Raw genomic sequence first — 25,978 nt, forward strand, 5'->3', positions numbered from 1 at the left:
TCGTCAGGCCGCGCGCGCGGCGGCCGGTGCCGCTGTCAGCCGCTCGCCGTCATGTCCGGCGATGTCGACTTCCATGATTTCACCCGCCATGCCCCTGTCGATCGCAACGAGCGTAAAACCTTCCGTCCGGCCGAGCCCCTCGCGCTCGACAAGCACCTTCTGGCGCGAACCCTTGAGGCTTTCGAGATGGTGCGTATAGGCGACGTCGCCGGCAGCGCGCAGGCGGGCGGCGCGCAGCTTGACGATGTCGCGACGAACCTGCGGCATGCGCGCGGCGGGCGTGCCCTCTCGCGGGCTGAACGGGAAAACGTGGAGATGGGTCAACCCACACTCCTCGACGATGCGGATCGAATTCTCGAACATCTCGTCGGTCTCGGTCGGAAAACCGGCAATGATGTCGGCGCCGAAGACAATGTCGGGGCGAAGCTTGCGCACATCGGCGCAGAACTGGATCGACTGGTCGCGCAAGTGGCGGCGCTTCATGCGCTTCAGGATCATGTCGTCGCCCGACTGCAGCGACAGATGCAGATGCGGCATCAGCCGGCTCTCGGTAGCGACCGCTTCGAGCAGGTCCTCGTCGGCCTCGATCGAATCGATCGAGGAGAGACGCAGGCGGCGAACGTCGGGAACCTGGCGCAGAATGGTCTTGACCAGCTTGCCCAGTCGCGGCGCGCCCGGCAGGTCGGCGCCATAGCTGGTCATGTCGACGCCCGACAGCACCACCTCGGCATAACCGTTGCCGGCCAGGCGCTTGATCTGCTCGACCACCGCGCCCATCGGCACCGAGCGCGAATTGCCGCGGCCATAGGGAATGATGCAGAAGGTGCAGCGATGGTCGCAGCCGTTCTGCACCTGGACGAAGGCGCGTGCGCGGCCTTCGATGGCATCGACCATGTGGCCAGCCGTCTCGCGCACGGAAAAGATGTCGTTGACGCGGGCCTTCTCGAAATCGTTGACGCCGAAGTCCGGCAGCGCCCGGTAATTGTGCGCCTTGAGCTTTTCCTCGTTGCCGAGCACGAGGTCGACCTCGGCCATGTCGGCAAAAGCCGCCGGGTCGGTCTGGGCGGCACAGCCGGTGACGATGATGCGTGCGTCAGGGTTCTCGCGGCGCGCCTTGCGGATCGACTGCTTGGCCTGGCGCACCGCTTCGCTCGTCACTGCGCAGGTGTTGAATATGACCGCGCCGCCCTTGAGTTCTTCAAGGCCTGCGGCCTTGGCCTCGCGCTTCATCACCTCGGATTCGTAGGTGTTGAGGCGGCAGCCGAAAGTTACGACGTCGACCGCCATCAGGCGACGTCCTGCTGATCGCGACGCCAGGCGCCGGTCGCCGGATTGAAGCTGCCGGAGAATTCCCACTCGGCGGGACCGGTCATGACGACATGGTCGTCGTTGCGCCAGTCGATCTGAAGCGTCCCGCCGCTCGGCACGGTGACGATCACGCTACGGCCGGTACGGCCGGTGCGAGCGGCTGAGACGGCAGCAGCACAGGTGGCCGAACCGCAGGCCAAGGTCAGGCCGGCGCCACGCTCCCAGGTGCGCAGGTTGAGCGTCCCGGGCGAGGTCACCTGGGCGATCGAGATGTTGGCACGCTCGGGAAAGATCGGATGGTTTTCGAGCAGCGGGCCGAAACGGTCGAGATCGTAGGACCAGACGTCGTTGTCGACCCAGAAAATGGCGTGCGGGTTGCCCATCGAGGCGACCGAGGGCGAATGCAGCACAGGCTGGTCAATCGGCCCGATCTGCAACTCGATGGCGCGGGTGTCGCGGAATTCTTCCGCCAGCGGGATGTCCTGCCAGCCGAAGCGGGGAATGCCCATGTCGACCGAGATCGAGCCGTCCTCATGCTCTTCGGCATTGAGGATGCCGGCGACAGTCTCGAAGGTGAACACCTTCTGTCCGGTCTCGGCGGCCAGCGCCTGGACGACGCAGCGCGTGCCGTTGCCGCAGGCCTGGGCATGGGTGCCGTCGGAGTTGATGATCTCGATGTAGTTCACGGTGCCCGGGGTGCGCGGGTCGTGGATCGCCATGATCTGGTCGAACTTGGTCGCCGGATCGGCGGCAAGCGCAATCGCCGCGGCAGGCGTAACGCGGTCCGCGCGACCGCGCATGTCGGCAACGATAATGTCGTTGCCGAGCCCGTTCATCTTGGCGAAAGGGGCCTCAATGGCCATGGTCGGTAAGTCTCGCGGCTGTTTGGGGCCTATATGGCGGAAACATCACCGAATTACCAGTCTCGCGGCACGTTGGCCTATTGAGACAATTTTGCAACAATTTCATACGCAAACCCTATTTTAACCATATCAGGTTGAAATTCTGCCAACTTCGCCGCTTTAGAGGCGAATTGTCGATCGCGCGGGGGCGCCCCCAGAACTGCCCCACGGAGGGAATGCAATGGCTTTTTCGAAAACCGGCCTGCTGGCCGCATCGCTGGTGGCGCTTCTGGCTGCAGCTGGCTGCAACAGCACGCGCCTTTCCTCGATGGACACCCAGCCGGCCCCGCTGCCCGCGGCGCCCGCCGGCACTGTCACCAGCGGCCAGCTGCCGCCGCCCTCGGCACCAGGCGCCGCCGCAGGTGCTTCGCAATTTCCGGCCGCGCCGGCACAGACCCAGGTCGCGGCCCTGCCCGCCGACGGTGGCGCTGCCGCCGCCAACGCACCCGACATCACCGCAACCAGCGTGGCTGGGGTGTGGAGCGCGTCGGTTTCCGGCCAGAGCTGCAAGGTGGCGACGCCGCAGACCAAGTTCGGCCAGGGCTTCCGCGCCGGCCCGCTGCGCTGCCCGGCTCCGATCGACGGCGTCAAGTCGTGGAACGTCGCTGGCAAGCAGCTGACGCTGTTCGATGAAAGCGGCTCGCCGCTGGCCAGGCTCTATCAATCGGGCGAAGGCCGCTTCGACGGCCAGACCTCGAACGGCCTGCCGATTTCGCTGAACCGCTGACATCTCGGCAGCCAGAGTAAATCATGCACGTTCGTGACGGCCTGCAGACTCATGTGACCGTCAGGCAGCGTTATGACCACCTGGTCGAGAGCGGCAGCATCCGCAGCGACCAGGCCCAGCTTCCGATCGTGGCCGCACTGGACCGGCTGATCGACGAGATTTCCGAGAAGAGGCTGGCGCGCAAGTCGAGCGCCCTGGGTTGGCTGTTTGCCCGGCGCAAGCCGCAGCACGAACACGTCAAGGGCCTCTACGTCCATGGCGGCGTCGGCCGCGGCAAGACCATGCTGATGGACATGTTCTTCGAGCTGGTGCCGGTCAAACACAAGCGTCGCGTCCATTTCAACGACTTCATGGCCGACGTGCACGACCGCATCCAGAGGCAGCGGGCGGCGCGCAAGAACGGCACCTCGCGCGATGACGACCCGATCCCCCCGGTGGCGGCGGCACTGGCCGAGGAGGCCTGGGTGCTGTGCTTCGACGAGTTCTCGGTCACCGACATCGCCGACGCGATGATCCTGTCGAGGCTGTTTTCGGCGCTGTTTGCCCAAGGCGTGGTGCTGGTCGCCACCTCCAACGTCGCGCCGCGCGATCTTTATCGCGACGGGCTCAATCGCCAACTGTTCCTGCCCTTCATCGGTATGCTCGAGCAGAACACCAACGTGCTCAACCTCGATGCCGACACCGATTACCGGCTGGAGAAGCTCGATCGCGTGCCTGTCTATATCAGCCCGCTCGGCGAGGCTGCCGACAAGGCGATGGACAAGGCCTGGGCCAGGATGACCCATGGTGCCGCAGCTGAGGCGGCCACCGTCGCGGTCAAGGGCCGCAAGGTCGCCGTGCCGGCGGCCGTTCCCGGCTGTGCGCGCTTCGGCTTCGCCGATCTCTGCGAAAAGCCGCTTGCGGCGCGCGACTATCTGGCGATCACCGCACACTACAAGACCATTTTCGTCGACCATGTACCGGTTCTGGCAGAAGCCAATCGCAACGAGGCCAAGCGCTTCATCCTCTTGGTCGACACGCTCTATGACCAGCAGATCAGGCTGGTGATCAGTGCCGCCGCCACGCCCGACAAGCTTTATGTCGGAAAGCGGGGACACGAGGCCTTTGAGTTCGACCGGACGTCGTCGCGGCTTATCGAGATGCAAGGCGCCGAATGGCTCGACGGCTGGGCCGAACGGCACGCCGAGCCGGCAGCTTCACTGGCCGGGTAAGGCACCGTCCGCCGTCAAACGTGCTGGATTTTCATGAACTGCCCGCGCTGTACGTGGCCTGCCGTAGCGTGTCGTCGCGGCAAGCAGCACGCCGAGCATCAGCCCGTCCAGCATATGCCACATGAAATGCGTGCCGATCGGCATGGCGTCGCAGACCAGCGGGTCCATGACCCGGCAGGTGACGGCGCCGAGGAAGATGACGGCGGCGGCGATGTTGTACCAGCCGGCACGGCTGCCGCTGGCGATGACCACCCAACCGAAGAAGATCAGCGCCAGGAACGGCGGCAGGTAGCCGGTAGTGCCGTTTGAAGCTGTACGCAGCCAGTCCGGCACCATGTAGGTGACGAACCCGACAGCGACATAGAAAGCAAAGAAGATCACCAGCGCTTTGGGCCATCCCATGCCGGCGAAGCGGCGCAGGTTGAACAGCGAATAGACCAGCGTGAAACCGGCGATCGGGACGATGTCGCCCCATTTGGTCGCCTCGTTGGCAAACGTATGGAACAGCGTCGAGCCGATGCCGATCGCCACCACCCACCAGCCCAGCACCTCGGCGAAAGCGCCGGCATCGCGCCGCCGTGCCTCGTAGACGCCCCACAGGCCGGCGAGGAAAAAGGCGAGATTGCTGACGGCATTGAACGGCTCGGCCCACAGACCGATGTCAGTCCGTTCGCAATAGAGATCGAGATGTTGGCTGAACTGTTCCAGCATCACCTTGCCTCGTCACAGCCCAATTCTACCGCCGCCAGCCAATTTTCATAACGGTAATTTGTCCCGACAGCCTGACGCAGCGGAAACTTCACTTGTTGAAAATTTCACCGCAACGTGACTTCCCGTTGAATGGCGCTTCTGCCACATATTTCAGCAACTACAAAAAAGGCCGGTTTCGCTGGCTGAGGATCTGGATCGGTCATGGAGTTTCGCAGATATTTTCGGCTGGCGGCCGTGGCGCTGGTCTTTGCCGGGTTTACCGGCGCAACGCATGCCGACTCGACAACCAAGGCACCCGTGCGCCCGCTCGGCGTCATCGAACTCTTCACCAGCCAGGGCTGCAACTCCTGCCCGCCGGCCGACGAACTGTTTGCCAAATTCGCCGCCCAGGACGACATGGTCGCGCTCGCCTATCACGTCACCTACTGGGATTACCTCGGCTGGCAGGACGAACTCGGCAGCAAGGACAACACCGAACGCCAATATGCCTATATGCGTGCCTTCGGCGCGCGCTCGGTCTACACACCCCAGGCCGTCATCAATGGCCGCACCCATGTAAATGGCGCCAAGAGCGACGATGTGAACGGCGCACTCGCCAACCTCGCCGAGACCGGCCAGGGCATGAATGTCGACCTGAAGGTGACCGACAATGGCGACACCTTCACCATCGAGGTCGGCGCCGCCACCGGCCCGGCCAGCCCGGCCCATGTGGTGATCGTGCATTATCAGCCGCCGCAGGTCGTCGACCTCCAGAAGGGCGAAAACAAGGGCCGCAGCGTCACCTACTGGAATGCCGTCACCGACCTGCACACCGCTGGCATGTGGCACGGCCAGACGCAACGGTTCGAGCTGCCGAAGAGCGAAGTGGAAAAGAAGGGCGGCTGCGCCGTGCTGTTGCAGGCTGTCGGCAAGGATGGCGTACCGGGCCCGATTCTCGGCGCGGCTGTCGTGCGCAAGCCGTCGAAGATGGCGCTGTAGACGCAAAAAAGCCGACGCAGGCTTGTGGCCAGACGTCGGCTTCAGATTTTGGGATCGTCGCCCTCGTCCTGAAAAGGAGCCGAGGTTGGTTCGATCCGACTCTAGCCCGTGGGCGGGGGGCTTGGGGTTTACGAGCCGGTGCCGGACCGAACCGTCTCAGGCAACACGGGTAAATTCGTCGGACAATGGGGCGTCAGCGCGGATAAAAAACGGCAGGAATGTGGCGAGTCATCACCAATTCCGACAATCTGTTTCGCAAACGTTACCGCTGCGGCAAGCTACCTTACACTCTTCATACAGGTGTTACTTGTTGCATTTCGGGTGCGAATGCGCGATTCTTTAGCCGAGGTCATGTTCTGCAAGGGAACGATTGATGACTGATCGCGGCGCTGGGGCGGAGGATGGCGAGCCATCCGCGGTTTTGATCCCGCTCCATGAGGCCCGTCGGGAGCGACAAGATCTCCCGGTGGCATTCGAGAGACGGGAACTCGACCAGATTCTCAGGCTCTATGGGCGCATGGTTGCCGCCAATGAGTGGCGCGACTACGCCATCGACCATCTCAGCGACCGCGCCGTCTTTTCGGTATTTCGCCGCACCAGCGAAACGCCGCTATTCCAGATCGTCAAGGATCCCAGGCTCGCCCGCAAGCAGGGCGCCTTCTCGGTCATCGCCGCCGGCGGCCTGATCCTCAAGCGCGGCCACGAATTGGCCCGTGTGCTCGGCGTCTTCGACAAGCGCCTGAAGGTGGTGGAAGCCTAAAGTCGTCTCGACCGGTGCGCCAAGCGCGAGTTGGAGCGCATCGGGCCATAATGCCGCGATGCTTGCGCCAGAGACCGAATCCCGCTCCCCAGCCCTTTCCTCGATGCTATCAATTCCGCGACTGAATGCGGAACAAGCCAATGGGCGCCAAGAAGACAGAACCGGCCGCCATTCTCATCCGGCCGGCAACCACTGACGATTCGCCGTTGCTGATGAAGGCGATCATCGGCCTTGCCGCGCATGTCGGTGAGGCTGACGGCATCGCCTGCACGGAAGACGACATCCGGCGTTTCGGCTTTGGCGAAAAGCCGGCCTTTGAAGCGGTCATCGCCGAGATCGACGGCGCTTTCGCCGGCATGTGCCTGTTCTTTCCGATCTTCTCGACCTGGTATGGTCGTCCGGGCGTCTTCGTGCAGGACCTGTTCGTCGACCAGCAATTCCGCAGCTTCGGCATCGGCGAGCGGCTATTGCGCCATGTCGCCCGGCTTTGCCGGGACAGAGGCGGCGTCTACATCAGGCTCGCGGTCGATGAGGACAATGCGCGGGCGCATCCCTTCTACACCAGGCTCGGCTTTGCCTGGACGAAGGACCAGAGGTCCTACATTGCCGGCGGACCGACATTCCAGGCGCTGAGCCAAACGACGGGGGAGCCGGAATGAAAACCTTCTATGCCGAGGAGCAGAGGCGGCACGACCCCAAGGCGTTCCTGTCGACGGGAATGCAAAAGCCCAATCCGGAACAGCCCGAACGCGTCGAGCGCCTGCTGGCGGGCTCCCGGGCGGCCGGCTCGACGATCCATCGCCCGGCCAGCTACGGCCTCACCCCGATCGCTGCGGTCCACACGCCCGAATACATCGAGTTCCTCACCCACATCTTCGAGCGCTGGCAGCGCATGGAGGGCGCTTCCGCCGAGGTCATTCCCAACGTCCATCCTTTTGCCCGCAACGGCAGCTACCCAGCGGGTGCGGCCGGCCAGGCCGGTTACCACATGGCCGACACCGCCTGCCCGATCTCGGCAGAGACCTTCGACAGCGCCTGCTGGAGCGCATGGAGTGCCGTCGCCGCCACAGAGGCTGTGATGTCGGGTGAACCGGCGGCCTACGCGCTGTGCCGCCCGCCCGGCCATCATGCCTTTGCCGACGTCGCCGGCGGCTTCTGCTTCTTCAACAATTCGGCCATCGCCGCGCAGCGGCTGCGGGCGACCGCCTCGCGCGTCGCCATCCTCGATGTCGACCTTCATCACGGCAACGGCACGCAAGGCATCTTTTACGCGAGACCGGACGTGCTGACAGTGTCGCTGCACGCCGATCCGAGCCGCTTCTACCCGTTCTTCTGGGGCCATGCCGACGAGCGCGGCGAGGCTACCGGTCTCGGCTACAACCTCAACCTGCCCTTGGCGCGCAAGTCGGGCGATACCGAGTTCCTGGAGGCGCTCGGCCACGCCATCAGCCGCATCCGGGCCTTTACGCCCGACGCGCTTGTCGTGGCACTCGGGCTCGATGCCTTCGAAGGCGACCCGTTCGGCGGCTTGTCGGTGACGACATCGGGCTTTGCGCGCATCGCCGAGGCGATTGCCCAGCTAAGGTTGCCGACTGTCATCGTCCAGGAGGGCGGCTATCTCTGTGACGCGCTCGGCGACAACCTGACCGCCTTCCTCACCGGTTTTTCCGGCGCGAACTAGTTAGCGCGCCGCGCGAATGCTCCAGGCGCGGTAGAACAACAGCAGCGCATAGGCGAGCATCAGGATCATGGCGATGCGCAGCAGCGTTTCAGCGCTTGAAAGCGGCACGAACATCAGCGCCAGGCCAAAGGCGGCATAGACCGCGCCGCCGACAAGTGTCGGCCACAGCCGCGTCTGCCGCTCGCTATCGAGAAAGCTCGACGCCATCTCGATCAGGCCGACGAGCAGCGCCAGCAGGCCGACGATCCATGTCAGCGCCGACAAGGTGAACACGCTGGTCAACAGGCCGCTGGCGACGACGATCGCGCCCGCGGCGATCGACAACAGGTTGCGGACCAGCCCGAGCGTCTGGCCGGTCGTGCGTGGCGGCGAGCGGTCGAGCGTCACCAGGCCCAAAATGCCGTCGACGAGCAACAGCCCGCCGCCGACCAGCACCAGCAATTGCACCGCCTGGGACGGATAGAAGAAGGCGACCAATGCCGCCGCCGCGATCAGAACTCCCCGCAACGCCGTCAGCGTCGCGTCGAACCGCTTGGTCTTGCCGTCGGCCATGCCCTGCTCCTGCTTAGACTGAGACAACCATTTGTCGAAGAAATGCGCGCGGTTCGCAACCGTGATGCTGTGATAGCCTTCCCGCGGCGGACAGCTCGCGGGCAGCGCGTACACCGCGACCAGATGCGCGTACCGCGTGAATAAAAGCCTGCTTAGATTAGGAATTTCTTTCATCTTTCGGGAGGAGACTTAGCCACGGCCTGACCAGACAGTCTTGGCGGGCATGGGGGCGTGGCAATGTTCAAGGTCATTTCCTGTCTTGCTTACGAGCATGACTATTCGTTCGTCGTGGTCGCCGCGATCGTCTGTATTGCCGGCGCGGCCATGACTATTCGGCTTTTCGAGCGTGCCTCTCGTCTCTCGGCCAGTGCCCGCTCCTCTTGGATCATGCTTTCCGGCATCGCCTGCGGTGCCGCGATCTGGACCACACATTTCGTTGCCATGCTTGGCTTCCAACTGCCGTTCGAGGCAGCCTTCGACCCGCTTCTGACCATCGCCTCGCTGCTCATCGCCATCGCCTTCACCGCCGCCGGACTGCATCTTTCAGCGAGCCCGCCCAATGGACTGCCGGTCGAGACGGGCGGCGCGGTGATCGGCGCGGGTGTGGTTGCCATGCATTTCACCGGCATGCGCGGCTTCGAGATCGCCGGCCGCATCGAGTGGGATGCCGGTCTCGTCGAGGCCTCGATCCTGTTTGCCGTAGCCTTCGGCGCACTCGCCATGCATCTGGCGGCGCGGCAGCGCATTCGCTACGCCAAGCCGCTCTCGGTGCTGGCTCTCGTGCTTGCCATCTGCGCCATGCATTTCACTGCCATGGGCGCTGCCACCATTGTGCCCGATCCGTCGGTTCCGGTGCCGACAAAGGTGTTGTCGAGCGAATTCCTCGCCGTTCTGGTGCTCGCCACCATGGCGATCATCGCTGGGCTGACGCTTTACGTGATGGACGCCAAGTCGCAGCGCGAACTGGTCGACAGCTTCCGCCATGCCGCCCAGCACGACCCGCTGACCGGCCTGCCCAATCGCGCCTTCCTGTCCGACAACCTGCCCGGCATGCTCAAGCGCAGTGCTGCCGCCGGCAAGGAAGCCGCTGTCATTGTGGTCGACCTCGACCGCTTCAAGGAGATCAACGACGTCCACGGCCACCACGCTGGTGACCTGCTGTTGCAGACGGTGGCCAACCGGCTGAAGATCCTGACCGGCCCCGGTGAACTGGTGGCGCGCGTCGGCGGCGACGAGTTCATCGCCGTCAAGCAGGACATTTCGAGCAAGGAAGAAGTCGATCGCTTCGTCATCAGGCTGATTTCCGGTGTGCTCGACCCGATCCAGAACAAGTCCAAGACGTTGTCCGTCGGCGCCAGCATCGGCATCAGCCTGTTCCCGCACCACGCCAGCGACGCCGACGAGCTGATCGGCGCGGCCGACCTTGCCATGTACCGCGCCAAACGCGCCGTAACAGACAAGGTCTGCTACTACGACCGCTCGATGGACGAGGGCCGGCGCGAGCGCAGCGCGCTCGCCATGGAACTGCGGCACGCACTGGAGCGCGACGAGTTCGAACTCTATTACCAGCCGCAGCTCGACATGAAGACTGGCGAGGTCACCGCCTATGAGGCGCTGCTGCGCTGGCATCATCGCGAACGCGGCATCGTTGCGCCGGAAGAATTCATCCCCATCGCCGAGGAGAATGGGTTGATCATCCCGATCGGCGAGTGGGTGCTGAAGACCGCCTGCGCCGAGGTTGCCGGCTGGCGCAAGCCCTACAAGATCGCCGTCAACATCGCCGCCGCCCAGCTGGTGCAGGCCGACCTGACCAAGGTTGTGCATGAGACGCTGCTTTCGACCGGCCTTGCGGCCTCGCGGCTGGAGCTCGAGATCACCGAGGCCAGCATCATCGAGGACCGCGACCGCGCCCTGCACGTGGTGCGCCAGCTCAAGGCGCTCGGCGTGACCATCGCCATGGATGATTACGGCGTCGGCTATTCCTCGCTGTCGACGCTGCAGATCTTCCCCTTCGACAGGGTCAAGATCGACCGCTCCTTCGTCGAGGACGTCAGCAATGACAGCGCAGCCGCAGCGATCGTGAGGGCAACGATCCTGCTCGCCAACGACCTGCGCATCCCGGTTCTGGCCGAAGGCGTGGAAAAGCGGGAAAGCTTCGAGTTCCTGCGCGCCGAAGGCTGCACCGAGATGCAGGGCTTCCTGTTCGGCCGGCCGTTGCCGCTGTCGGAGATTGCAAGCCTCGTCGGTCGCAACGAAGCTCCCGGCAACATGCGCTCGGAGCTCCAGCGGTCGAGCGCTGCCTGAAGCCTGTCAGGCCTCAGCGCGCTTCCGGCCGTGGCGTGTAGCCGTCGGACTGGATGACAGGCAGGTGCGTCCAGGCGTCGTTGGCCATGCGCATCCAGGCACCGGCGGCAAGCGCGCCGCCATCGACAAGGATCGTCGTGCCCGACACCCAGCCTGACAGCGTGTCCGACGCCAGGAACAGTGCGGCACCCGCCGAGTCCGAACCCTCGCCAAAGCGGCCAATGGGGAACCAGCGCTTGAGGTGCTCGAGATTTTCCTTGGGCACGCGCGGCGTCGCCACGATCTGCGCCGAATTGGTGGTCTCGGGCGCAATGGCGTTGACGCGGATGCCATGCTGGCCAAGCTCGACGGCGAGGCTCTGGGTGAAGCCGGTGACCGCTGCCTTGAAGGCCGAATAGACAACCGTCATCGGGATGCCGCGGAAGGCCTCGATGGTCGAAACGTTGATGATGCTGCCGCCTTGCCCACTTGCCCGCATCAGCGGGATCGCCGCCTTGCTGACATGGAACATGTGCAGCAAGTTGACGTGGTAGAGCGCGTTCCATTCGGCCTCGGTCGACTGCTCGAACGGCGTCTTGAAGCCGAGATAGTCGCCGACATTGTTGACCACCACATCGAGCCGGCCGAAGCTGCCACGCACCGCTTCGACAAGGCGCGCCACGTCATCCGCCTTGCGTACGTCGGCTTCGACGACGAGGTGATCGGGGCCCAGCGTCTCGCGCATCGATGTCACCCGAACGGGGTCGATCTCGGCGACAGCAACCTTCATGCCGGCGCGCGCAAAGAGTTCGGCCGTGGCGCGGCCGATGCCAGCGCCGCCGCCGGTTACCAGCGCGACTTTGCCGGCGAGGCCAAGGATGGAGATTTCGTCGGGCATCTTAGTCTCCGCAGTCGATGGTTCCGGCGCCGGCAGCTCAGCTCGCCGCGTCCTGCGCCTCATATGTGTGGGTGCCGACCACCACCAGCTCGCGGCGCGCAACGCGCCATCCGTCAGGGGTGCGGACGAAGCGATCCTGGTAGCGGATGGTCATCTCGTAGCAGAGGTAGCGGCCGGCCGGATCGCGGAAATAGTGTCGTGCGATGCAATATGTCTCGCCTTCGGCACCGCCCTCGACCGGCCTGACCGCCTGATTGAGCACGGCATGGAAGGTCTTGAGATAGCGGCCGGCGACCATCGCTGGAATGCCGCGCAGTTGGGCGAGACCCTCGAAGGTCCCACGCGGCGCGATGACCGCGCCATCAGCGGTGAACTGCGCGGCGAGCAGGTCGCCATCGCCAGTGTCGACGGCATAGGCATAGCGCTCCGACACCCGCCGCAGCGCCACTTCCATCAGCAGATCCGCCTGATTGTCGGCCATGACGTCCTCCCCGGAGAAGCGCTACCGGCCCGAGACCTGCGCGAAGACCTCGCGCAGCGCCCGCTGCACGTCGTTGCGGCGATAGCCGAGCAGCTTGGTCTCCTCGGCCTCAGGCTCGTAGGCGAGGATGTTGCCACGGCCCGGAACGATGAACATGTCGGGCAAAAGCGGGTGCTCCTCATTGCGCTCCTCGACCCGGTGCGGATTGCCGACGGCGTCGAACAGCGACTGGAAATACTGCTGGAACGTCAGGTTCTCGTCGCCGACCAGATAGGCCTTGCCGCTCTCGGCGCGCTGGAAAGCTCCCCAGATGGCTTCCGCCAGCGACTGCACCGACATGTAGTTTGTGCCGCCCGGCGGCGCGAAGATCGGCATCTGCGTCTCGCCGCGCGCATAAGCCATCAGCGTCTCGTAGCGCTTGGTCGGCAGACCCTGGACATAGCCGACGATCGACGGCGGGTTGAGCGTCGAGACGTTGAAGTCGGCGGTCGCAAGCGCACGCACGCCTTCGTCGGCAAGGCTGCGGCCACGCACATAGGCGTTTGTCTCCACCAGGTTCGGCATGACCTGGTGATAGTAGCTGCCGATGTGGACGACGCGACGGACGCCGGCCTTGCGCGCCAGCTCGACGAAGGTCGGCACGCCCTCGATCTGCATCTTGGTCCAGAACTCGTTCTCGTCGACGCCCTTGGGCAGGTGGCGGATGTCGTTGCCGGCGGCAAACAGGATGCCGTCGAATGGCGAGAGGTCGGCAGCCGAGAAATCACCCTTGGTGTAGTCGCCATAGATGGTCGGATAGGCCGCCATCGGGGTCGTCTCGGGTGCCGGCTTGCGTGCCGCCAGCACCACTTCGTTGCCTTGAGCCTTGAGGTAGGCGGCGGTGTGGCCGCCGATCATGCCCGTTCCGCCAATGATGAGGATTTTCATGCGCGCGCTCCCGGGCATCTGCAAAAAAGATGGCCGGACGATAGGCAGCGTCACGGGTACGGCATCGTCCGTATCGACTACCAGCCGGTGGCAGGACGACTGGCGACCGCGCCGTCCAGAGTGACCACCTGCCCTTCCGCCATGTCGATGTCGATGGCGACGGCCCATATGCCCGGCGCCGGCAGGTCGAGGCTGTCGATTCGCCAGGTGCCGTCGCCGGGCTTGTAGGCGTCGGCCTTGATTTCGGTCGAGCCGGACTGGCTCAGCCGCAGCACGACGCCGCGCGCATCGAGCGGGCCGAAATCGCCAGTCATCACCATGATCGAGGCGCTGACGGCGCCGGCATGGCCGGGGCTGAGGGCAAAGTCGGCCATGGCCACCGGCGTATGGATGTGAATTGCTGCAGGCTCCGCCGCCTCGACGGCCAGAACGCGCGGTGGCGGCGTGAAGCGGAAGCCGGCAACGAGACCGAGGATCGCGACCATCAGCAGCGTCTCGACCAGGATGCTGCGCACCAGCAGGCGCTGTGCCCCACGCTGCTCGGCCAAGGCCGGTTTCGTCAGCTGCCAACGGTTGAAACCGGCGAGCGCAAGCAGGGCGAAAGCCAGCACCAGCTTCGCCGACAGCAGCAGCCCGTATCCGGTATGCCAGAGCGCGGGAACTGCCTCGACCTGGATGACTGTCAGCACGAGACCGGCGGCGACCAACGCCGCAACCACATAGGGAATGGCCACCGAAAACCGTCGCAGCGCCAGCTCGGCGCTTTCTCCACCTTCGCGCCAGCAAAAGGCCAGCGGCAGCAACGCCCCGGCCCAGAAGGCGATGCCGGTCCCATGGACAAACACCATCGGACGCGTCAGCCATTGCGGGGTTGCGGCACTGGCATGGCCGCTCGCGGCCAAGGCGGTGCCGACGCCGACGAGGCCGGCAAGCGACAGCCAACGGGCCAGGCTGGCATCGCTGGCGAGTGCCAGCAGCGCCAGCGACAGGGCGATGAAGGCGATAGCCGCGGTGAAGGCATAGCTGGTCGCAGCCGCCGCCTGCCAGCCCATGCCCTGACCGAACAATGCGAGCGGCGCGCCGAGCGCATCGAGCCCTTGCAGCCCGAAGGAGACGGGTGCTGCGACAAGGCCCGCAACGAGCAGCGCGCCGATGACACCGACACCGGAGTGCTTGCCGGGCATGAGCCAGGCGAGCGCGAATGCGCCACCGACGCCAAGGAACAGGCCGAGATAGAGCACCAGCTTGGCGCTCCAGATGGCAAGTCGCAGCGACGTGTCGTTCAGCTCAGGTGCAGCGGGAGGCGTGACACTCGGATTGCCGACCGAAAAGGACAACACGCCCGCCACAGGGTGCCCGTCGGAAGAGACGACGCGCCAGGACAAAAGGTAGGTGCCTTCGGCCTTCCAGCCCGGCCAGGCAATCGCCAGGTCGGCGCCATTTGCCTTGGCTGTCAGGCGCTTTTTGGTGCCGTCGGGCCCAATCAGCTCGGTGACCAGCGGCGCCACAGTCTCGCTGAAACCGAGCAAGAGTTCGGCGGGGGCTGCCTGCACCACCGCACCTTCGACAGGCGTCGAGCGCAGCAACGAGGCATGAGCACGTGCGACCGACGTCGTGCCCAGAAAGGCACTGGCGGCCATGATCAGGCCGCACAGGAAAACGAGCAGGCGCGCGCCGTCGCCAACAATGCCGCCCCCGGTCAGGCAAGGAAAGCGCGCGCCCATGATGTCAGTGGCCCGAATGGTCCTGGCTCTGGCCGCCGATCTTGTCGGCCTGGAACTCGACGGTCACCGTACCGGCCTTTTCGAAGGTCAACGTGCCGGAGAACTTGTCTCCTTCCTTGACCTGCGCCTTCAGGCCGATGAACATGATGTGGTAGGCGCCCGGCTTGAGCGCGACCTCGCCGCCGGCCGGGATTTCGAGGCCGTCGGTAATCTGGCGCATCTTCATCACGCCTTTGGCGTCTACCGCCATCTCGTGAATCTCGGCCTTTTCGGAAACGTCGGACTGGATCGAAACCAGGCGGTCGGCCTGGCTGCCGTTGTTCGTGATGGTCAAATAACCGGCAGCGACCTTGGCGCCGGCCGGCGTAGCGCGCGACCAGGGGTGGCCGATCTCGAGATCGCCCGCCTTGAAGCCATGGGCGAGCATCTGCTGGGTCGAAGCGAAGAGCAGCAGCAGCGCAAAGACGGCGATGCCGATACGCTCCTCGAAGCTGCGGAAAAGCGGGCGCGAAAAGGCGCGAGCGGAACGGGTCATGGAAAACTCCGGATGTCTAAGGCGCCGGCACATGCGGCGCAGGGTCTGTCGAGATATGCGAATTCGTCCGGCTGCAGCTATGCGGCAGCCGTCTCAGACCAGTGGTGGCGGCGCGCGCGGATTTCCGGGGTCGTGCTCCGGCGCTGTCGCCGCATCGGGTCTGAGCGCCAGAAAGACGGTCTTTGTCTCGATCTGGCGCCCGAGCAGAAGACCAGCGCCATCGGGCGGCATCACCGCGAGCGGCGAGACCATGTTGCAGCCAAGCGTGCAACACGCGGTCAAGGCAGGATGTTCGCTCTTGGCCGGTGCGGTGTGGCCGCTTGCCGAGGTGATGCAGAGCGGGTTGCCGAAAATGTCGAGCGGCGGCGTGCCCTGGCCGAGCGCCACGGCACCCGCCACCGTCTGCAGGACGAGCATCAGCGCCGCGACATGCGCGACCCCGAACCCAAATCCCTTGCGGCGAAATCCGACCAAGCGTCGCGACCTTTTCTTTTCGGGGCCACTGATAGCATCGATGGCACGAAAGCGAAAATGGACCACGCTGCGACAAATTCTTTGTTCGAGCGAACGCCCGTCTCTCCCGTCGGCCATCGTCGCATCGGACGATGGCCTTCATTGCCATCACCGGTACGACTTGCAGTCGAGCGCGGGAGAATACGCATGAAGGCTGGCATATCGGGGTTGCGCGACGTCTGGCGCGGCGGCGTCGCCACCTGGGAATGCGACGAAATGGGCCATATGAACACGCGCTTCTACGTGGCGCGCTGCATGGAGGCCATCACCATGCTGTTCGGCCGGTCTGGCCTGCCCCGCCTGTTGGCGGTCGGCTCGGAGACGACATTGGCCGTCAGGACCATGCATATCCGCTTCCTGCGCGAGGCGCGGGCCGGAAGCTCGATGCACATCTCGGCGGGGTTCGCCGCCATAGGCAACGGCACGGCCGACATCGTTGCCATGATGTTCGACACAGCCTCGAATGATTGCGCCGCGACCTTTCGCATCCGCCTTCATCATGTCGCATCGACGGACGGCAGCGGGCGGCCATGGCCTGAGACCTTCGCCAATCATATTGCGACCGAGCTCACCGAGACGCCGAGGCTGGCAATGCCGCGTGGCACAGGCGATCTTCCCACGATGATATCCGCATCGGGCGTGCGGGCCGAACAACTCGGCCTGCATCGGCTCGGCCAAGGCGCTGTGCCGCATCAGGCCTGTGACCCCTGGGGCAGGATGCTGCCTTACGCCTTCGTCGGCGCCATGGCCGACAGCGTCCGCAACATCATCACGCCGCTGCGCGAGGCCTGCGCCCGCCACAGCGACAGGACTGGACCACATTTCGGTGCCGCAGCACTCGAGTTCCTGATCGGCGTGGACGGCCTGCCCGCAAGCGGCGACTGCTGGGAGGTGCGCTCCGGCCTCGCCCGCGTCGACGGGCGGACCATGAACATCGTCAACTGGATGCTCGACCCGTTCTCCGGAAGGCCGTTCGGCTCGATGGAGGTTGTGGCCATCTGCTTCGACCTGGAAACGCGCAAGCTTCTGCCCATCGCGCCGGCAGCACAAGCGGAGTTGGCGGGATGGACAATCCCCGACCTCACACTCTGAACCGCAAGCGGAGACGCCGCCCGCTTCTGCGGACGGCGCCTGAAGTCATGCGGCGGCTGTGGCGTGGCCGATGCCAGCGCCGCAACCGGTGTCGGCTTGCTCAGTCGATGTCGAAGCTGACGCCCTGGGCCAGCGGCAGCGCCTTGGAGTAGTTCACCGTGTTGGTGGCGCGGCGCATATAGGCCTTCCAGGCGTCCGAGCCGCTTTCGCGGCCGCCGCCGGTCTCCTTCTCGCCGCCGAAGGCGCCGCCGATCTCCGCACCCGAGGTGCCGATGTTGACATTGGCGATGCCGCAGTCCGAACCCTCGACCGAGAGGAAGCGCTCGGCTTCCTGCAGGTCGAGCGTGAAGATCGACGACGACAGGCCGGCGCCGACCGCATTGTGCAGGTCGAGCACAGCATCGAAGTCGGAATATTTCATCACATAAAGGATCGGTGCGAAGGTCTCTTCCAGCACCGGACCTGTCTGATCAGGCATCTCGACCAGTGCCGGCTTGACGTAATAGGCGCCGTCATGGCCCTGGTCGACGCGCGCACCACCGGTGATCTCGCCGCCGGCCTCGGCCGCGTGCCTCAGCGCCTTCTGCATGCCGTCGAAGGCGGCCTTGTCGATCAGCGGGCCGACGAGCGCCGAGCTTTCCAGCGGGCTGCCGACCGAGACGCTCTGATAGGCCTTCTTCAGCCGCGGCACGAGCTGGTCGTAGACGCTGTCATGGACGAACAGGCGGCGCATGGTCGTGCAGCGCTGGCCGGCGGTGCCCATGGCGCCGAAGGCGATGGCGCGCAGCGCCATGTCGAGATTGGCCGAGGGGCAGACGATGCCGGCATTGTTGCCGCCGAGTTCGAGGATGGCGCGGGCGAACCGTTTGGCCAGACGCGGGCCGACGTCACGGCCCATGCGGGTCGAGCCGGTGGCCGAGACCAGCGGCACCTTGGGGTGGTCGACAAGCACCTCGCCGATGGCGCGATCGCCGATCAAAAGCTGCGACAGGCCTGCGGGCGCATCAGCGCCAAAACGTTTTGCCGCACGCTCGAAGATCGCCTGGCAGGCAAGGGCGGTCAGCGGCGTCTTTTCCGACGGCTTCCAGACCACCGAATTGCCGCAGACAAAGGCCAGGGCTGCATTCCACGACCACACCGCAACGGGGAAGTTGAAGGCCGAGATGACGCCTGTGACGCCGAGCGGATGCCAGGTTTCCATCATGCGATGGCCGGGACGCTCGGTGGCAATGGTCAGGCCATAAAGCTGGCGCGACAGGCCGACGGCGAAGTCGCAGATGTCGATCATCTCCTGGACTTCGCCGAGGCCCTCGGAGGTGATCTTTCCCACCTCGATCGAGACCAGGCGGCCGAGATCGGCCTTTGAAGCGCGCAGCTCCTCGCCGAGCAGGCGGACAAGCTCGCCGCGCTTCGGCGCCGGCACGTTGCGCCAAGCTTTGAAGGCGGCATCGGCGCGGGCAATTACGGCTTCCGCCTCGGCTGATGAGATCGACTTGAGCGCGCCGATCTGCTCGCCCGTCACCGGGCTGCGCACGATCAGGTCGCCGCCGGTGAAGGCAGCTGACGCAACGCCAAGCCGCTCCAGAAGAGCGGCGGTTTCGCTGGTCATGTTCATGCTGAATTCCTTTCCTCGTTCCTCACCCGCCCCGGGGCCGTTTGCGCGTGTGTTCGCGTCGTCGGTCGGGGCATTATCGCTTCGTTTCTCGACGGCCTTGGCCGCAAGACGCTTGGCAATGGCTATAGCCTGATCGACCACCTCAGCGCCACATCGGCGATCGCTGTGAGCGTGCTGTCCGGCGAATTGGCCAGACGTGATCCAGCGCCACGCGGTACGCGCGGCGAAGCTGACATCGATGTGAGGGAGGCTGAAAAAACAACACCCGCCGGGGGAGGAGGTCCGGCGGGTGTCGTATTTGTGGCCAGCGTCTGGGAGGAGGTAGGCGCTGACCTATTCGTCGGAAACCTGGGAGGAGGTAGGCCCGACAAATTCGATGACTGATATCTAGCTCCGCTGCGTATCGATTTAAAGTGTTGATATTGCATAGGAGCTTTGCGTTTTGTGCAATGCAGCAAGAGGCGCCGCGCTGCACCATCTTGCGGACGCTGCGTAAGCAGCCCTGATAGGGGAACCTTGCGCAACCGCGACGGTTAAAGGGGCGACGGCAGGAAGGCCATGGTCGACTATCGGGCAGCGCGCCTCAACATGGTGGAGTACCAGATCGCCCGGCGTGGATTGACCGAGCCGGCGGTGCTGGAGGCCATGGCCGCGGTGCCGCGTGAGAAATTCGTACCCACGGCCCTGCGCGACCGCGCCTACGACGATACCGCCCTGCCCATCGCCCACGACCAGACTATATCGCAACCTTATATCGTCGCGCTGATGGCCTGGGCGGCGGAACTCGAGCGCGGCAACAAGGTTCTGGAGATCGGCACCGGCTCGGGCTATGCGGCGGCCGTCATGGCCAGGCTAGCCGGCCGCGTCGTCACCATCGAGCGCATCGCTTCGCTGGCCGACAGCGCCAGGGCTCGGCTGAACAAGCTCGGCCATGCGAATGTACAAGTCATCGCGGGAGACGGCTCGGCCGGCTGCGAGGCCGAGGCGCCGTTCGACGCCATTCTCTCGGCAGCGGGTTCACGCACCGTGCCGTCGGCGTGGAAGGAACAGCTTGCGATAGGCGGACGGCTGATCATGCCCTTGGGCCCGTTCGGCGACCAGCAATTGGTCAAGATCGTGCGCAACGGCGAGAACGACTATGCGCGGAAGACGCTCGTGGCCGTGCGTTTCGTGCCGCTTCTCGGCGGCACGGGCTGACGGCTCAGCCCTTGCCGCCTTTGGCGACGAAGCGCCGTTCCAGCATCGAGCCCGGATCCGGCGGCAGTGTCGCGCCGCCATTCAGCGCCAGTTGCATGAACACGGTGTCGAGCCAGCGGCCATGCTTGTAGCCGGAGCCTTCCATGCGGCCGGTGTGATGGAAACCGAGCCTTTCATGCAGCTGCACCGAAGCGCTGTCGGCATGGCCGTCGCCGATGACGGCGATGATCTGTCGAAAGCCGAGAACAGTTGATTCGTCGATCAGCGCCTGCATCAGCGCCTTGCCGATGCCGGCGCCCTTGGCTTCCGGCGCAACATAGATCGAATCCTCGACAATGAAGCGATAGGCAGGGCGCGCACGGAACGGGCCGGCATAGGCATAGCCCAGAATGACAGCGTCGCGCTCGGCGACGAGGTAGGGATAACCGGCATCCGTCAGGCTGTTGTAGCGCTCCCCCATCTCGGCGCGCGAGGGCGGATCGAGCTCGTAGCTCGCCGTGCCGTTGAGGACCGCGTCGGCATAGATTTCGGTGATCCGGTCGAGGTCGTCAGGCAGCGCGTGCCGAATCTTCATGCTCATTTTTTAGGCAATCCATTCTTCTGCCTCCATTAGAGCAAAGCTCCGAACAAATGAAAAGGGCGGCCATTGGCCGCCCTTCGAAAGTCTGATGGTCCAGCTGATTATTCGCGGTTGCCCAGGAACGACAGCAGGAACGAGAACAGGTTGATGAAGTCGAGATAGAGCGTGAGCGCGCCCATGATCGCCTTGCGGCCGGAGACGAGCACGTCGTCGCCGTCGAAATACATCTCCTTGATCTTCTGCGTGTCGTAGGCGGTCAGGCCAGCGAACACCAGCACGCCGATCGCCGAGATGGCGAACTGCAGGGCCGGCGACTGCAGGAAGATGTTGACCACCATCGCGATCAGCAGGCCGATCACGCCCATGGTCAGGAACGTGCCCATGGCGGTCAGGTCACGCTTGGTCGTGTAGCCGACAAGCGAGAGCGCACCGAAGGCGGTCGCGGTGATGAAGAAGGTCTGGACGATGCTGGCGCTGGTGTAGACCAGGAAGATCGACGACAGCGACAGGCCCATCAGGCCGGCGAACACCCAGAACGCGGTCTGCGCGCCGGAAACGCTCATCGACTGGATGCGGGCGCTCAGGAAGAACACCATGCCGAGCGGAGCCAGCATGACGACCCACTTCAGCGGCGAACCATAGAGCGCAACGCCGAGGCTGGTCAGCATCTTGCCGTTGCCCATCGTGGCGACGGCGGTGGCCGGATCGTTGGTGGTCGCCAGCGTCATGGTGCCCAGCGCTGCAAGACCGGTGATGACCAGGCCGAGCGCCATAAGGTTGTAAACCTTGAGCATGTAGGCGCGCAGGCCTTCGTCGATCGACGCGTCGGTGCGGCTGCCTGCCGTCGCCATGCGCGTCTGGTAGTTTCTAAAGTCGGACATGGTTTCCTCTGTTGCTTCTGCCCCGTCGGGTGTCAGGCCGAGACCCAGGCGCCGCTGGCGGGACTCCAGCATGCCTCCGCCGAAATATGATGTTTCTTTCAGACCTAAACAAGGCCTGTAACGCCTTGAAACCGGCTGTGAGCGCACAATCTCATACAAATGTCGTTGAAGTCCAGCCCGCGCAACGGCATTTCGTCATTCGCTGCGCAGCACCGGCGCCGCCTTGTGGCCGAGCACCCGCCAGGTGCCGACCAGACCGAAGCCGACGGTCAGCACCAGGGCAAAGACGATCGTCGCAACCGCCACCTCCGGCAGGAAGGACGATGGCAGCGTCATGATTCGCGCGACGACGAACCAGGCCGCGACCCCGCCGGCGGCGAGCGCGAAGATGGCGGTGGCGAGGCCGATCAGCATGTATTCCAGCGAAAACGCCGATATCAACGTCCGCCGCGTCGCACCGAGCGTCTTCAGGATGACCGCGTCATGGACCCGGGCACGGTTGCCGGCGGCAAGTGCGCCGGCCAGCACCAGCACCGAGGCGATCAGCGCCACGCCGGCAGCGGCACGGATCGCAGTACCGAGCTGGGCGACCAGCCGGTTGACGACGTCGAGCGCGTCCTTCACCCGCACGGTGGTGATTGCCGGATAGCTGCGCGTCACCGCGTTCAGGATCTTAGCCTCGTCGGCAGGGACAGCCTTGTCTTCGGTCAGCGTCGCCAGCCAGCTGTGCGGCGCACCGGCGAAGGTGTTGGGTGAAAACACCATGACGAAGTTGATGCCCATCGATTCCCACTGCACTTCGCGGAAATTGGCGATCTTGGCCGTGACGTTGCGGCCCAGCACGTTGACGGTGACCATGTCGCCAATCTTGAGGCCGAGTTCGCCCGCCTCTTGTGCCGAGAATGACACCAGCGGCTCGCCCGAATAGTCGGCCGGCCACCACGTGCCTTGCGACAGCGTCGAATTCTCCGGCAGGTTCTTGGCATAGGTCAGGCCACGGTCGCCGCGCAGCACCCAGGCGCCTTCCGGCGGTACGTTGAGTTTCTGCACGTCGGTGCCGTTGAGCGCCATGACACGGCCGCGCAGCATCGGCACCCGCACCAGCTTGCCGCCGGGCGCCTCTGTCGCAACCAGCCTGGCAAAGTCGTCGACCTGGTCAGGCTGGATGTCGACGAAGAAGAAGTTCGGCGCCCGCTCCGGCAGGCTGCCTGATATCTGGCGGCGCAGATTGCCGTCGATCAGCGCCAGCGTGACGAGAAGCGTCAGCCCGAGGCCGAGCGACAGCACCACGGACGGCGTCAAAGCGCCGGGGCGGTGGATGTTGCCGACGGCGAGCCTGAGCGCGGTCGAGCGCACACGCGGGCTTTTCCGCGCCAGCCACTGCACCGCAACGGCCACGGCGCGCAGCACCAGAAACGAAAAGATCGTCGCTCCGACAAAAATGGTGGCGATGCGGCGGTCGCCGGCGAACCAGATCGCGAGCGCCGCGAGTATGGCGGCGATGCCCAAAGCGGTTGCGATGTAGACCAGCCGCGGCAGGCCCCGACCTTCAAAACCCATCTCGCGGAACAGCGCGGTGGCCGGCACGTCGCGGGCACGGCCGAGCGGCAGGATGGCGAAAGCAAGCGTCACCAGGACGCCGAACAGAGCGGCCATGGCAAGTGCCGCCGGGTAGACGCCGGCTTCGGCCGGCACCGGGATGACCGACTGGAGTGCTGCGCTCGCCGCAAACGGCATCAGCGCGCCGAGCGCCAGGCCGATGGCGATGCCGAGACCTGCAATAAGCAGGATCTGGATGAGATAAACTGTCAGTACGAAGCCGCCCGAGGCGCCCAGGCTCTTGAAGGTGGCAATGACGCCACGCTTGCCGTCGAGATAGGCGCGCACGGCATTCGCTACGCCAACACCGCCAACGACCAGTGAGGTCAAGCCGACCAGCGTCAGGAACTGGGTGAAGCGTTCGATGTTGGCCGACAATGCCGGCGCGGCATTGGTCCTTGTCCGCACGCTCCAGCCAGCCTCGGGGAATTCGGCATTCGCCCGCTCGCGCACATCAGCCACTTCGGCTTCGCTGGTACCGACAGGCATGCGCAGCTTGTAGGCGTGTTCGACGAGACTGCCGGGCTGGATCAGTCCGGAAGTGCTCAACCCTTCCATCGACACCAGCAGGCGTGGCGCAAAGCCGAAGCCGTCGGAGACCGCGTCAGGCTCGGTGACAAGCTTTGCCCGGAGTTCGAAGGTCGCGCTGCCGAGCTTGATGCGGTCGCCAAGCTTGAGGTTGAGCCGTTCGAACAACAGATCGGGGGCCACCGCGCCGAAGATGCCCGAGCGCTCGGCAAAGAGTTCGGCGCGGGGCAGCGCCGGCTCCGTCACCAGTTGGCCGTAAAGCGGATAGGCGTCGTCGACCGCCTTGGCTTCGACAAGCGACTGGTCGGAACCGTCTTCCAGCCGCGCCATCGAGCGCATGCCGGCATTGTGCGAGACGGTGCCGAGGCTTTCGAGGAAGGTCTTTTCCTTGTCGGTCGCCTCGCGCTGGATCAGCTGGAAACGGATGTCGCCGCCGAGCAGCGCCTGACCCTCGCTGGCAACGCCGGCGGTAATCGCCCGCGCCACCGAATTGACGCCGCCGATTGCCGCCACGCCGAGCGCGATGCAGGTCAGGAAGATCAGGAAGCCGCGCAGGCCGCCACGCATTTCACGCGCGGCAAAGCGGAAGGCGAGAGGCAGGTCCTTCAGCATGGGAGCACCTGCGATCCGAATGCCTCATTCCGCAACGCTGGCGCTCTACGTTGCCCCCCTCTGCCCTGCCGGGCATCTCCCCCACAGGGGGGGAGATTGGAGGCGGCGTCCTTGCCGCCGTTCTTGCGGCCTCGAATATTGGCTGAGACGACGGCGAAGGCTGATCTCCCCCCTTGCGGGGGAGATGGCCGGCAGGCCAGAGGGGGGTGCTCAGAAGCGAAAATCATGCCCGGACTTTCTCGGCCAGAGGCGCAATTGTCGCCGTCTCGATCCGCCCGGAGCGCATCGCCACCTGCCGGTCGCAGCGCGCGGCGAGTGCTGGATCGTGCGTCACCAACACCAGCGTCATGGCGCGTTCGGCGGCCTTGGCGAACAGGAGGTCGGCGATCTGCCGCCCTGTCGCCTGGTCGAGATTGCCTGTCGGCTCGTCGGCGATGAGGATGGCAGGCTCCGGCGCCAGCGCACGCGCAATCGCCACGCGCTGCTGTTCGCCGCCCGAAAGCTCGCCCGGATAGTGCGTGACGCGGTCGGCGAGGCCGACGGCCGCGAGCTCGCGTTCAGCGATGGCAAAGGCGTCGCGCTTGCCGGCCAGTTCGAGCGGCACGGCGACGTTTTCCAGCGCGGTCATGTTGGGGATCAGATGGAACGACTGGAAGACGATGCCGATGTTGCGGCCGCGAAACGCCGCGATCTGGTCCTCGCTGCGGCCGTTGAGCAGCTCGCCGGCGATCTTGACCGTGCCGCCATCGACACGTTCGAGTCCGGCCAGAACCATCAGCAGCGTCGATTTGCCGGAACCGGAAGGGCCGACGATGCCGGTGGCCTCGCCGGCGGCGACATCGAGGCTCACGCCCTTCAGCACATGCACTGAAGAAGCCCCCGTCCCAAGCGTCAACGACACGTCTCTCAGTTCGATGACTGCTTCTGTCACGGCAAATCTGTCCTATATGAAAATCTAAGAGGCGTGAATTTTTCCGTCATATGGGTTTTGAAACATGGCATTGAAACATCTGACCTTCGCATTCCTTGCCGTCTCTCTGGCCTTTTTCACGACCATTGCCCCGGTTTGGGCCGAACCATTCAAGATCGTCGGCTTTGGCGACAGCCTGATGGCCGGATATGGCCTCAATCCCGGCGAGAGCTTTCCCGAAAAGCTCGAAAAGGCGCTACGCAACAATGGTCACGATGTCGTGATTACCAATGCCGGCGTCTCTGGCGACACCACAAGCGGCGGCCTGTCGCGGCTCGACTGGTCCGTCCCCGACGGAACGCAGCTGGTCATACTGGAGCTCGGCGCCAACGACATGCTGCGCGGCATCGACCCGGCGCTCGTCGAGCAGAACCTCGACAAGATGCTTGCCCGGCTCCGGGAGCGAAAGATCGAGGTGCTGCTGGCCGGCATGGTTGCGGCGCCAAATCTCGGTCACGCTTATGGCGAACAATTCGGCAGGATCTATCCGAGGCTGGCCGAGAAGTACGGCGTGACGCTTTATCCGTTCTTTCTCGATGGCGTCGCCGGTGATCCGAAACTGCTTTTGGAGGACGGCATGCACCCAACAGCAGAAGGTATCGACCGCATGGTCGCAAAGGCGCTGCCGACTGTCGAAAAGGCAGTTGCCGGCAAATGAACGTCGTCATGCATCGTTGCAACACATCCGATTTCGTTGCGTGGTCGAAACAGCA

The 25,978-nt window shown here is 64.7% G+C and carries 25 protein-coding genes; 10 read left to right on the plus strand and 15 right to left on the minus strand.

Annotated features, from left to right (window positions below; genetic code table 11):
* Nucleotides 1–3 precede the first annotated feature (3 nt).
* Both mtaB and dapF read right to left on the minus strand, forming a co-directional pair.
* A complete protein-coding gene (mtaB, locus tag HNQ95_RS10445; RefSeq protein ID WP_182574013.1) occupies nucleotides 4–1,287 on the minus strand; it encodes a tRNA (N(6)-L-threonylcarbamoyladenosine(37)-C(2))-methylthiotransferase MtaB in 1,284 nt (427 codons plus the stop codon).
* The gene (gene dapF / locus HNQ95_RS10450) at nucleotides 1,287–2,171 is read right to left on the minus strand and encodes a diaminopimelate epimerase (RefSeq protein ID WP_182574014.1); all 885 of its coding nucleotides are present in this window, start codon (nucleotides 2,169–2,171) and stop codon (nucleotides 1,287–1,289) included. The genes mtaB and dapF overlap by 1 nt, the downstream gene beginning before the upstream one ends.
* Before the next feature lie 220 nt (nucleotides 2,172–2,391).
* On the opposite strand from dapF, the gene HNQ95_RS10455 reads away from it, so the two are divergent.
* On the plus strand, nucleotides 2,392–2,937 hold the full coding sequence (locus HNQ95_RS10455) for a protease inhibitor Inh/omp19 family protein (RefSeq protein ID WP_067956044.1): 546 nt from the start codon (nucleotides 2,392–2,394) through the stop codon (nucleotides 2,935–2,937).
* A 23-nt stretch (nucleotides 2,938–2,960) separates the two neighbouring features.
* Nucleotides 2,961–4,148: a cell division protein ZapE gene (gene zapE / locus HNQ95_RS10460; protein ID WP_067956042.1), complete on the plus strand. Its 1,188-nt coding sequence runs from the start codon at nucleotides 2,961–2,963 to the stop codon at nucleotides 4,146–4,148.
* Here the strand turns inward: zapE and HNQ95_RS10465 are convergent.
* Nucleotides 4,134–4,859, minus strand: coding sequence for a ceramidase domain-containing protein (locus HNQ95_RS10465; RefSeq protein WP_182574015.1), 726 nt, complete (start codon nucleotides 4,857–4,859; stop codon nucleotides 4,134–4,136). The two genes, zapE and HNQ95_RS10465, sit on opposite strands and share 15 nt — an antisense overlap.
* Nucleotides 4,860–5,060: 201 nt before the next feature.
* Between HNQ95_RS10465 and HNQ95_RS10470 the strand changes: the two genes are divergently transcribed.
* The 4 genes from HNQ95_RS10470 to HNQ95_RS10485 all read left to right on the plus strand — a co-directional run bounded on the left by HNQ95_RS10470 (nucleotide 5,061) and on the right by HNQ95_RS10485 (nucleotide 8,278).
* Nucleotides 5,061–5,837, plus strand: coding sequence for a DUF1223 domain-containing protein (locus tag HNQ95_RS10470; protein ID WP_067956037.1), 777 nt, complete (start codon nucleotides 5,061–5,063; stop codon nucleotides 5,835–5,837).
* A 373-nt stretch (nucleotides 5,838–6,210) separates the two neighbouring features.
* On the plus strand, nucleotides 6,211–6,597 hold the full coding sequence (locus tag HNQ95_RS10475; protein WP_182574016.1) for a DUF2794 domain-containing protein: 387 nt from the start codon (nucleotides 6,211–6,213) through the stop codon (nucleotides 6,595–6,597).
* A 125-nt stretch (nucleotides 6,598–6,722) separates the two neighbouring features.
* Nucleotides 6,723–7,256, plus strand: coding sequence for a GNAT family N-acetyltransferase (locus HNQ95_RS10480; RefSeq protein WP_246719232.1), 534 nt, complete (start codon nucleotides 6,723–6,725; stop codon nucleotides 7,254–7,256).
* Nucleotides 7,253–8,278: a histone deacetylase family protein gene (locus HNQ95_RS10485; RefSeq protein ID WP_182574018.1), complete on the plus strand. Its 1,026-nt coding sequence runs from the start codon at nucleotides 7,253–7,255 to the stop codon at nucleotides 8,276–8,278. The genes HNQ95_RS10480 and HNQ95_RS10485 overlap by 4 nt, the downstream gene beginning before the upstream one ends.
* On the opposite strand, the gene HNQ95_RS10490 is transcribed toward HNQ95_RS10485, so the two are convergent.
* Nucleotides 8,279–8,830 carry a DUF308 domain-containing protein gene (locus HNQ95_RS10490; RefSeq protein WP_067965929.1) on the minus strand — a complete coding sequence of 184 codons (552 nt, stop codon included), beginning with the start codon at nucleotides 8,828–8,830 and terminating at the stop codon, nucleotides 8,279–8,281.
* A gap of 237 nt (nucleotides 8,831–9,067) precedes the next feature.
* Here HNQ95_RS10490 and HNQ95_RS10495 point away from each other — a divergent pair, with 237 nt between their 5' ends.
* Nucleotides 9,068–11,134, plus strand: a complete 2,067-nt coding sequence (locus HNQ95_RS10495) for a putative bifunctional diguanylate cyclase/phosphodiesterase (protein WP_154386763.1) — start codon at nucleotides 9,068–9,070, stop codon at nucleotides 11,132–11,134.
* 13 nt (nucleotides 11,135–11,147) lie between these two features.
* Here the strand turns inward: HNQ95_RS10495 and HNQ95_RS10500 are convergent, their stop codons facing one another.
* From HNQ95_RS10500 to HNQ95_RS10525, 6 genes are all read right to left on the minus strand, one after another.
* Entirely contained in the window at nucleotides 11,148–12,011 is an 864-nt protein-coding gene (locus HNQ95_RS10500) for an SDR family NAD(P)-dependent oxidoreductase (protein WP_154386764.1), read from the minus strand.
* Nucleotides 12,012–12,048: 37 nt separating this feature from the next.
* Nucleotides 12,049–12,492 carry a nuclear transport factor 2 family protein gene (locus tag HNQ95_RS10505; RefSeq protein ID WP_067956027.1) on the minus strand — a complete coding sequence of 148 codons (444 nt, stop codon included), beginning with the start codon at nucleotides 12,490–12,492 and terminating at the stop codon, nucleotides 12,049–12,051.
* A 21-nt stretch (nucleotides 12,493–12,513) separates the two neighbouring features.
* On the minus strand, nucleotides 12,514–13,419 hold the full coding sequence (locus tag HNQ95_RS10510; protein ID WP_067956025.1) for an NAD-dependent epimerase/dehydratase family protein: 906 nt from the start codon (nucleotides 13,417–13,419) through the stop codon (nucleotides 12,514–12,516).
* A gap of 77 nt (nucleotides 13,420–13,496) precedes the next feature.
* Entirely contained in the window at nucleotides 13,497–15,143 is a 1,647-nt protein-coding gene (locus HNQ95_RS10515; protein ID WP_182574019.1) for a copper resistance CopC/CopD family protein, read from the minus strand.
* Nucleotides 15,144–15,147: 4 nt separating this feature from the next.
* Complete coding sequence (locus HNQ95_RS10520) at nucleotides 15,148–15,678, minus strand: copper chaperone PCu(A)C (RefSeq protein WP_182574020.1); 531 nt, start codon at nucleotides 15,676–15,678, stop codon at nucleotides 15,148–15,150.
* Between the two features lie 93 nt (nucleotides 15,679–15,771).
* Nucleotides 15,772–16,152 (minus strand): hypothetical protein, encoded by a 381-nt coding sequence (locus tag HNQ95_RS10525; protein WP_169808297.1) that lies wholly within the window; start codon nucleotides 16,150–16,152, stop codon nucleotides 15,772–15,774.
* 186 nt (nucleotides 16,153–16,338) lie between these two features.
* On the opposite strand from HNQ95_RS10525, the gene HNQ95_RS10530 reads away from it, so the two are divergent.
* Nucleotides 16,339–17,283 carry a thioesterase family protein gene (locus tag HNQ95_RS10530; RefSeq protein WP_067956018.1) on the plus strand — a complete coding sequence of 315 codons (945 nt, stop codon included), beginning with the start codon at nucleotides 16,339–16,341 and terminating at the stop codon, nucleotides 17,281–17,283.
* A gap of 100 nt (nucleotides 17,284–17,383) precedes the next feature.
* Here HNQ95_RS10530 and amaB read toward each other — a convergent pair whose 3' ends face one another.
* Entirely contained in the window at nucleotides 17,384–18,898 is a 1,515-nt protein-coding gene (gene amaB / locus HNQ95_RS10535; RefSeq protein WP_067965925.1) for an L-piperidine-6-carboxylate dehydrogenase, read from the minus strand.
* A 558-nt stretch (nucleotides 18,899–19,456) separates the two neighbouring features.
* On the opposite strand from amaB, the gene HNQ95_RS10540 reads away from it, so the two are divergent.
* The gene (locus tag HNQ95_RS10540) at nucleotides 19,457–20,095 is read left to right on the plus strand and encodes a protein-L-isoaspartate(D-aspartate) O-methyltransferase (RefSeq protein ID WP_067956017.1); all 639 of its coding nucleotides are present in this window, start codon (nucleotides 19,457–19,459) and stop codon (nucleotides 20,093–20,095) included.
* A 4-nt stretch (nucleotides 20,096–20,099) separates the two neighbouring features.
* Here the strand turns inward: HNQ95_RS10540 and HNQ95_RS10545 are convergent, their stop codons facing one another.
* From HNQ95_RS10545 to HNQ95_RS10560, 4 genes are all read right to left on the minus strand, one after another.
* Entirely contained in the window at nucleotides 20,100–20,675 is a 576-nt protein-coding gene (locus HNQ95_RS10545; RefSeq protein ID WP_182574021.1) for a GNAT family N-acetyltransferase, read from the minus strand.
* 101 nt (nucleotides 20,676–20,776) lie between these two features.
* Nucleotides 20,777–21,556: a Bax inhibitor-1/YccA family protein gene (locus tag HNQ95_RS10550; protein WP_154386301.1), complete on the minus strand. Its 780-nt coding sequence runs from the start codon at nucleotides 21,554–21,556 to the stop codon at nucleotides 20,777–20,779.
* 195 nt (nucleotides 21,557–21,751) lie between these two features.
* Nucleotides 21,752–24,295, minus strand: coding sequence for an ABC transporter permease (locus HNQ95_RS10555; protein ID WP_154386300.1), 2,544 nt, complete (start codon nucleotides 24,293–24,295; stop codon nucleotides 21,752–21,754).
* 223 nt (nucleotides 24,296–24,518) lie between these two features.
* Nucleotides 24,519–25,226 carry an ABC transporter ATP-binding protein gene (locus HNQ95_RS10560; protein WP_182574022.1) on the minus strand — a complete coding sequence of 236 codons (708 nt, stop codon included), beginning with the start codon at nucleotides 25,224–25,226 and terminating at the stop codon, nucleotides 24,519–24,521.
* Between the two features lie 64 nt (nucleotides 25,227–25,290).
* Here HNQ95_RS10560 and HNQ95_RS10565 point away from each other — a divergent pair, with 64 nt between their 5' ends.
* The gene (locus HNQ95_RS10565) at nucleotides 25,291–25,923 is read left to right on the plus strand and encodes an arylesterase (RefSeq protein ID WP_182574023.1); all 633 of its coding nucleotides are present in this window, start codon (nucleotides 25,291–25,293) and stop codon (nucleotides 25,921–25,923) included.
* The last annotated feature ends 55 nt before the right edge of the window (nucleotides 25,924–25,978 follow it).

The organism is Aminobacter ciceronei (assembly GCF_014138625.1).
In the GTDB taxonomy this organism is placed as follows: Bacteria; Pseudomonadota; Alphaproteobacteria; order Rhizobiales; family Rhizobiaceae; genus Aminobacter; species Aminobacter ciceronei.

Excerpts from the sequence above, each read along its gene's own strand:
- mtaB (WP_182574013.1), bottom strand. The coding sequence starts at position 1,287 with ATGGCGGTCGACGTCGTAACTTTCGGCTGCCGCCTCAACACCTACGAA.
- dapF (WP_182574014.1), bottom strand. The coding sequence starts at position 2,171 with ATGGCCATTGAGGCCCCTTTCGCCAAGATGAACGGGCTCGGCAACGAC.
- HNQ95_RS10455 (WP_067956044.1), top strand. The coding sequence starts at position 2,392 with ATGGCTTTTTCGAAAACCGGCCTGCTGGCCGCATCGCTGGTGGCGCTT.
- zapE (WP_067956042.1), top strand. The coding sequence starts at position 2,961 with ATGCACGTTCGTGACGGCCTGCAGACTCATGTGACCGTCAGGCAGCGT.
- HNQ95_RS10465 (WP_182574015.1), bottom strand. The coding sequence starts at position 4,859 with ATGCTGGAACAGTTCAGCCAACATCTCGATCTCTATTGCGAACGGACT.
- HNQ95_RS10470 (WP_067956037.1), top strand. The coding sequence starts at position 5,061 with ATGGAGTTTCGCAGATATTTTCGGCTGGCGGCCGTGGCGCTGGTCTTT.
- HNQ95_RS10475 (WP_182574016.1), top strand. The coding sequence starts at position 6,211 with ATGACTGATCGCGGCGCTGGGGCGGAGGATGGCGAGCCATCCGCGGTT.
- HNQ95_RS10480 (WP_246719232.1), top strand. The coding sequence starts at position 6,723 with ATGCGGAACAAGCCAATGGGCGCCAAGAAGACAGAACCGGCCGCCATT.
- HNQ95_RS10485 (WP_182574018.1), top strand. The coding sequence starts at position 7,253 with ATGAAAACCTTCTATGCCGAGGAGCAGAGGCGGCACGACCCCAAGGCG.
- HNQ95_RS10490 (WP_067965929.1), bottom strand. The coding sequence starts at position 8,830 with ATGGCCGACGGCAAGACCAAGCGGTTCGACGCGACGCTGACGGCGTTG.
- HNQ95_RS10495 (WP_154386763.1), top strand. The coding sequence starts at position 9,068 with ATGTTCAAGGTCATTTCCTGTCTTGCTTACGAGCATGACTATTCGTTC.
- HNQ95_RS10500 (WP_154386764.1), bottom strand. The coding sequence starts at position 12,011 with ATGCCCGACGAAATCTCCATCCTTGGCCTCGCCGGCAAAGTCGCGCTG.
- HNQ95_RS10505 (WP_067956027.1), bottom strand. The coding sequence starts at position 12,492 with ATGGCCGACAATCAGGCGGATCTGCTGATGGAAGTGGCGCTGCGGCGG.
- HNQ95_RS10510 (WP_067956025.1), bottom strand. The coding sequence starts at position 13,419 with ATGAAAATCCTCATCATTGGCGGAACGGGCATGATCGGCGGCCACACC.
- HNQ95_RS10515 (WP_182574019.1), bottom strand. The coding sequence starts at position 15,143 with ATGGGCGCGCGCTTTCCTTGCCTGACCGGGGGCGGCATTGTTGGCGAC.
- HNQ95_RS10520 (WP_182574020.1), bottom strand. The coding sequence starts at position 15,678 with ATGACCCGTTCCGCTCGCGCCTTTTCGCGCCCGCTTTTCCGCAGCTTC.
- HNQ95_RS10530 (WP_067956018.1), top strand. The coding sequence starts at position 16,339 with ATGAAGGCTGGCATATCGGGGTTGCGCGACGTCTGGCGCGGCGGCGTC.
- amaB (WP_067965925.1), bottom strand. The coding sequence starts at position 18,898 with ATGAACATGACCAGCGAAACCGCCGCTCTTCTGGAGCGGCTTGGCGTT.
- HNQ95_RS10540 (WP_067956017.1), top strand. The coding sequence starts at position 19,457 with ATGGTCGACTATCGGGCAGCGCGCCTCAACATGGTGGAGTACCAGATC.
- HNQ95_RS10545 (WP_182574021.1), bottom strand. The coding sequence starts at position 20,675 with ATGAGCATGAAGATTCGGCACGCGCTGCCTGACGACCTCGACCGGATC.
- HNQ95_RS10550 (WP_154386301.1), bottom strand. The coding sequence starts at position 21,556 with ATGTCCGACTTTAGAAACTACCAGACGCGCATGGCGACGGCAGGCAGC.
- HNQ95_RS10555 (WP_154386300.1), bottom strand. The coding sequence starts at position 24,295 with ATGCTGAAGGACCTGCCTCTCGCCTTCCGCTTTGCCGCGCGTGAAATG.
- HNQ95_RS10565 (WP_182574023.1), top strand. The coding sequence starts at position 25,291 with ATGGCATTGAAACATCTGACCTTCGCATTCCTTGCCGTCTCTCTGGCC.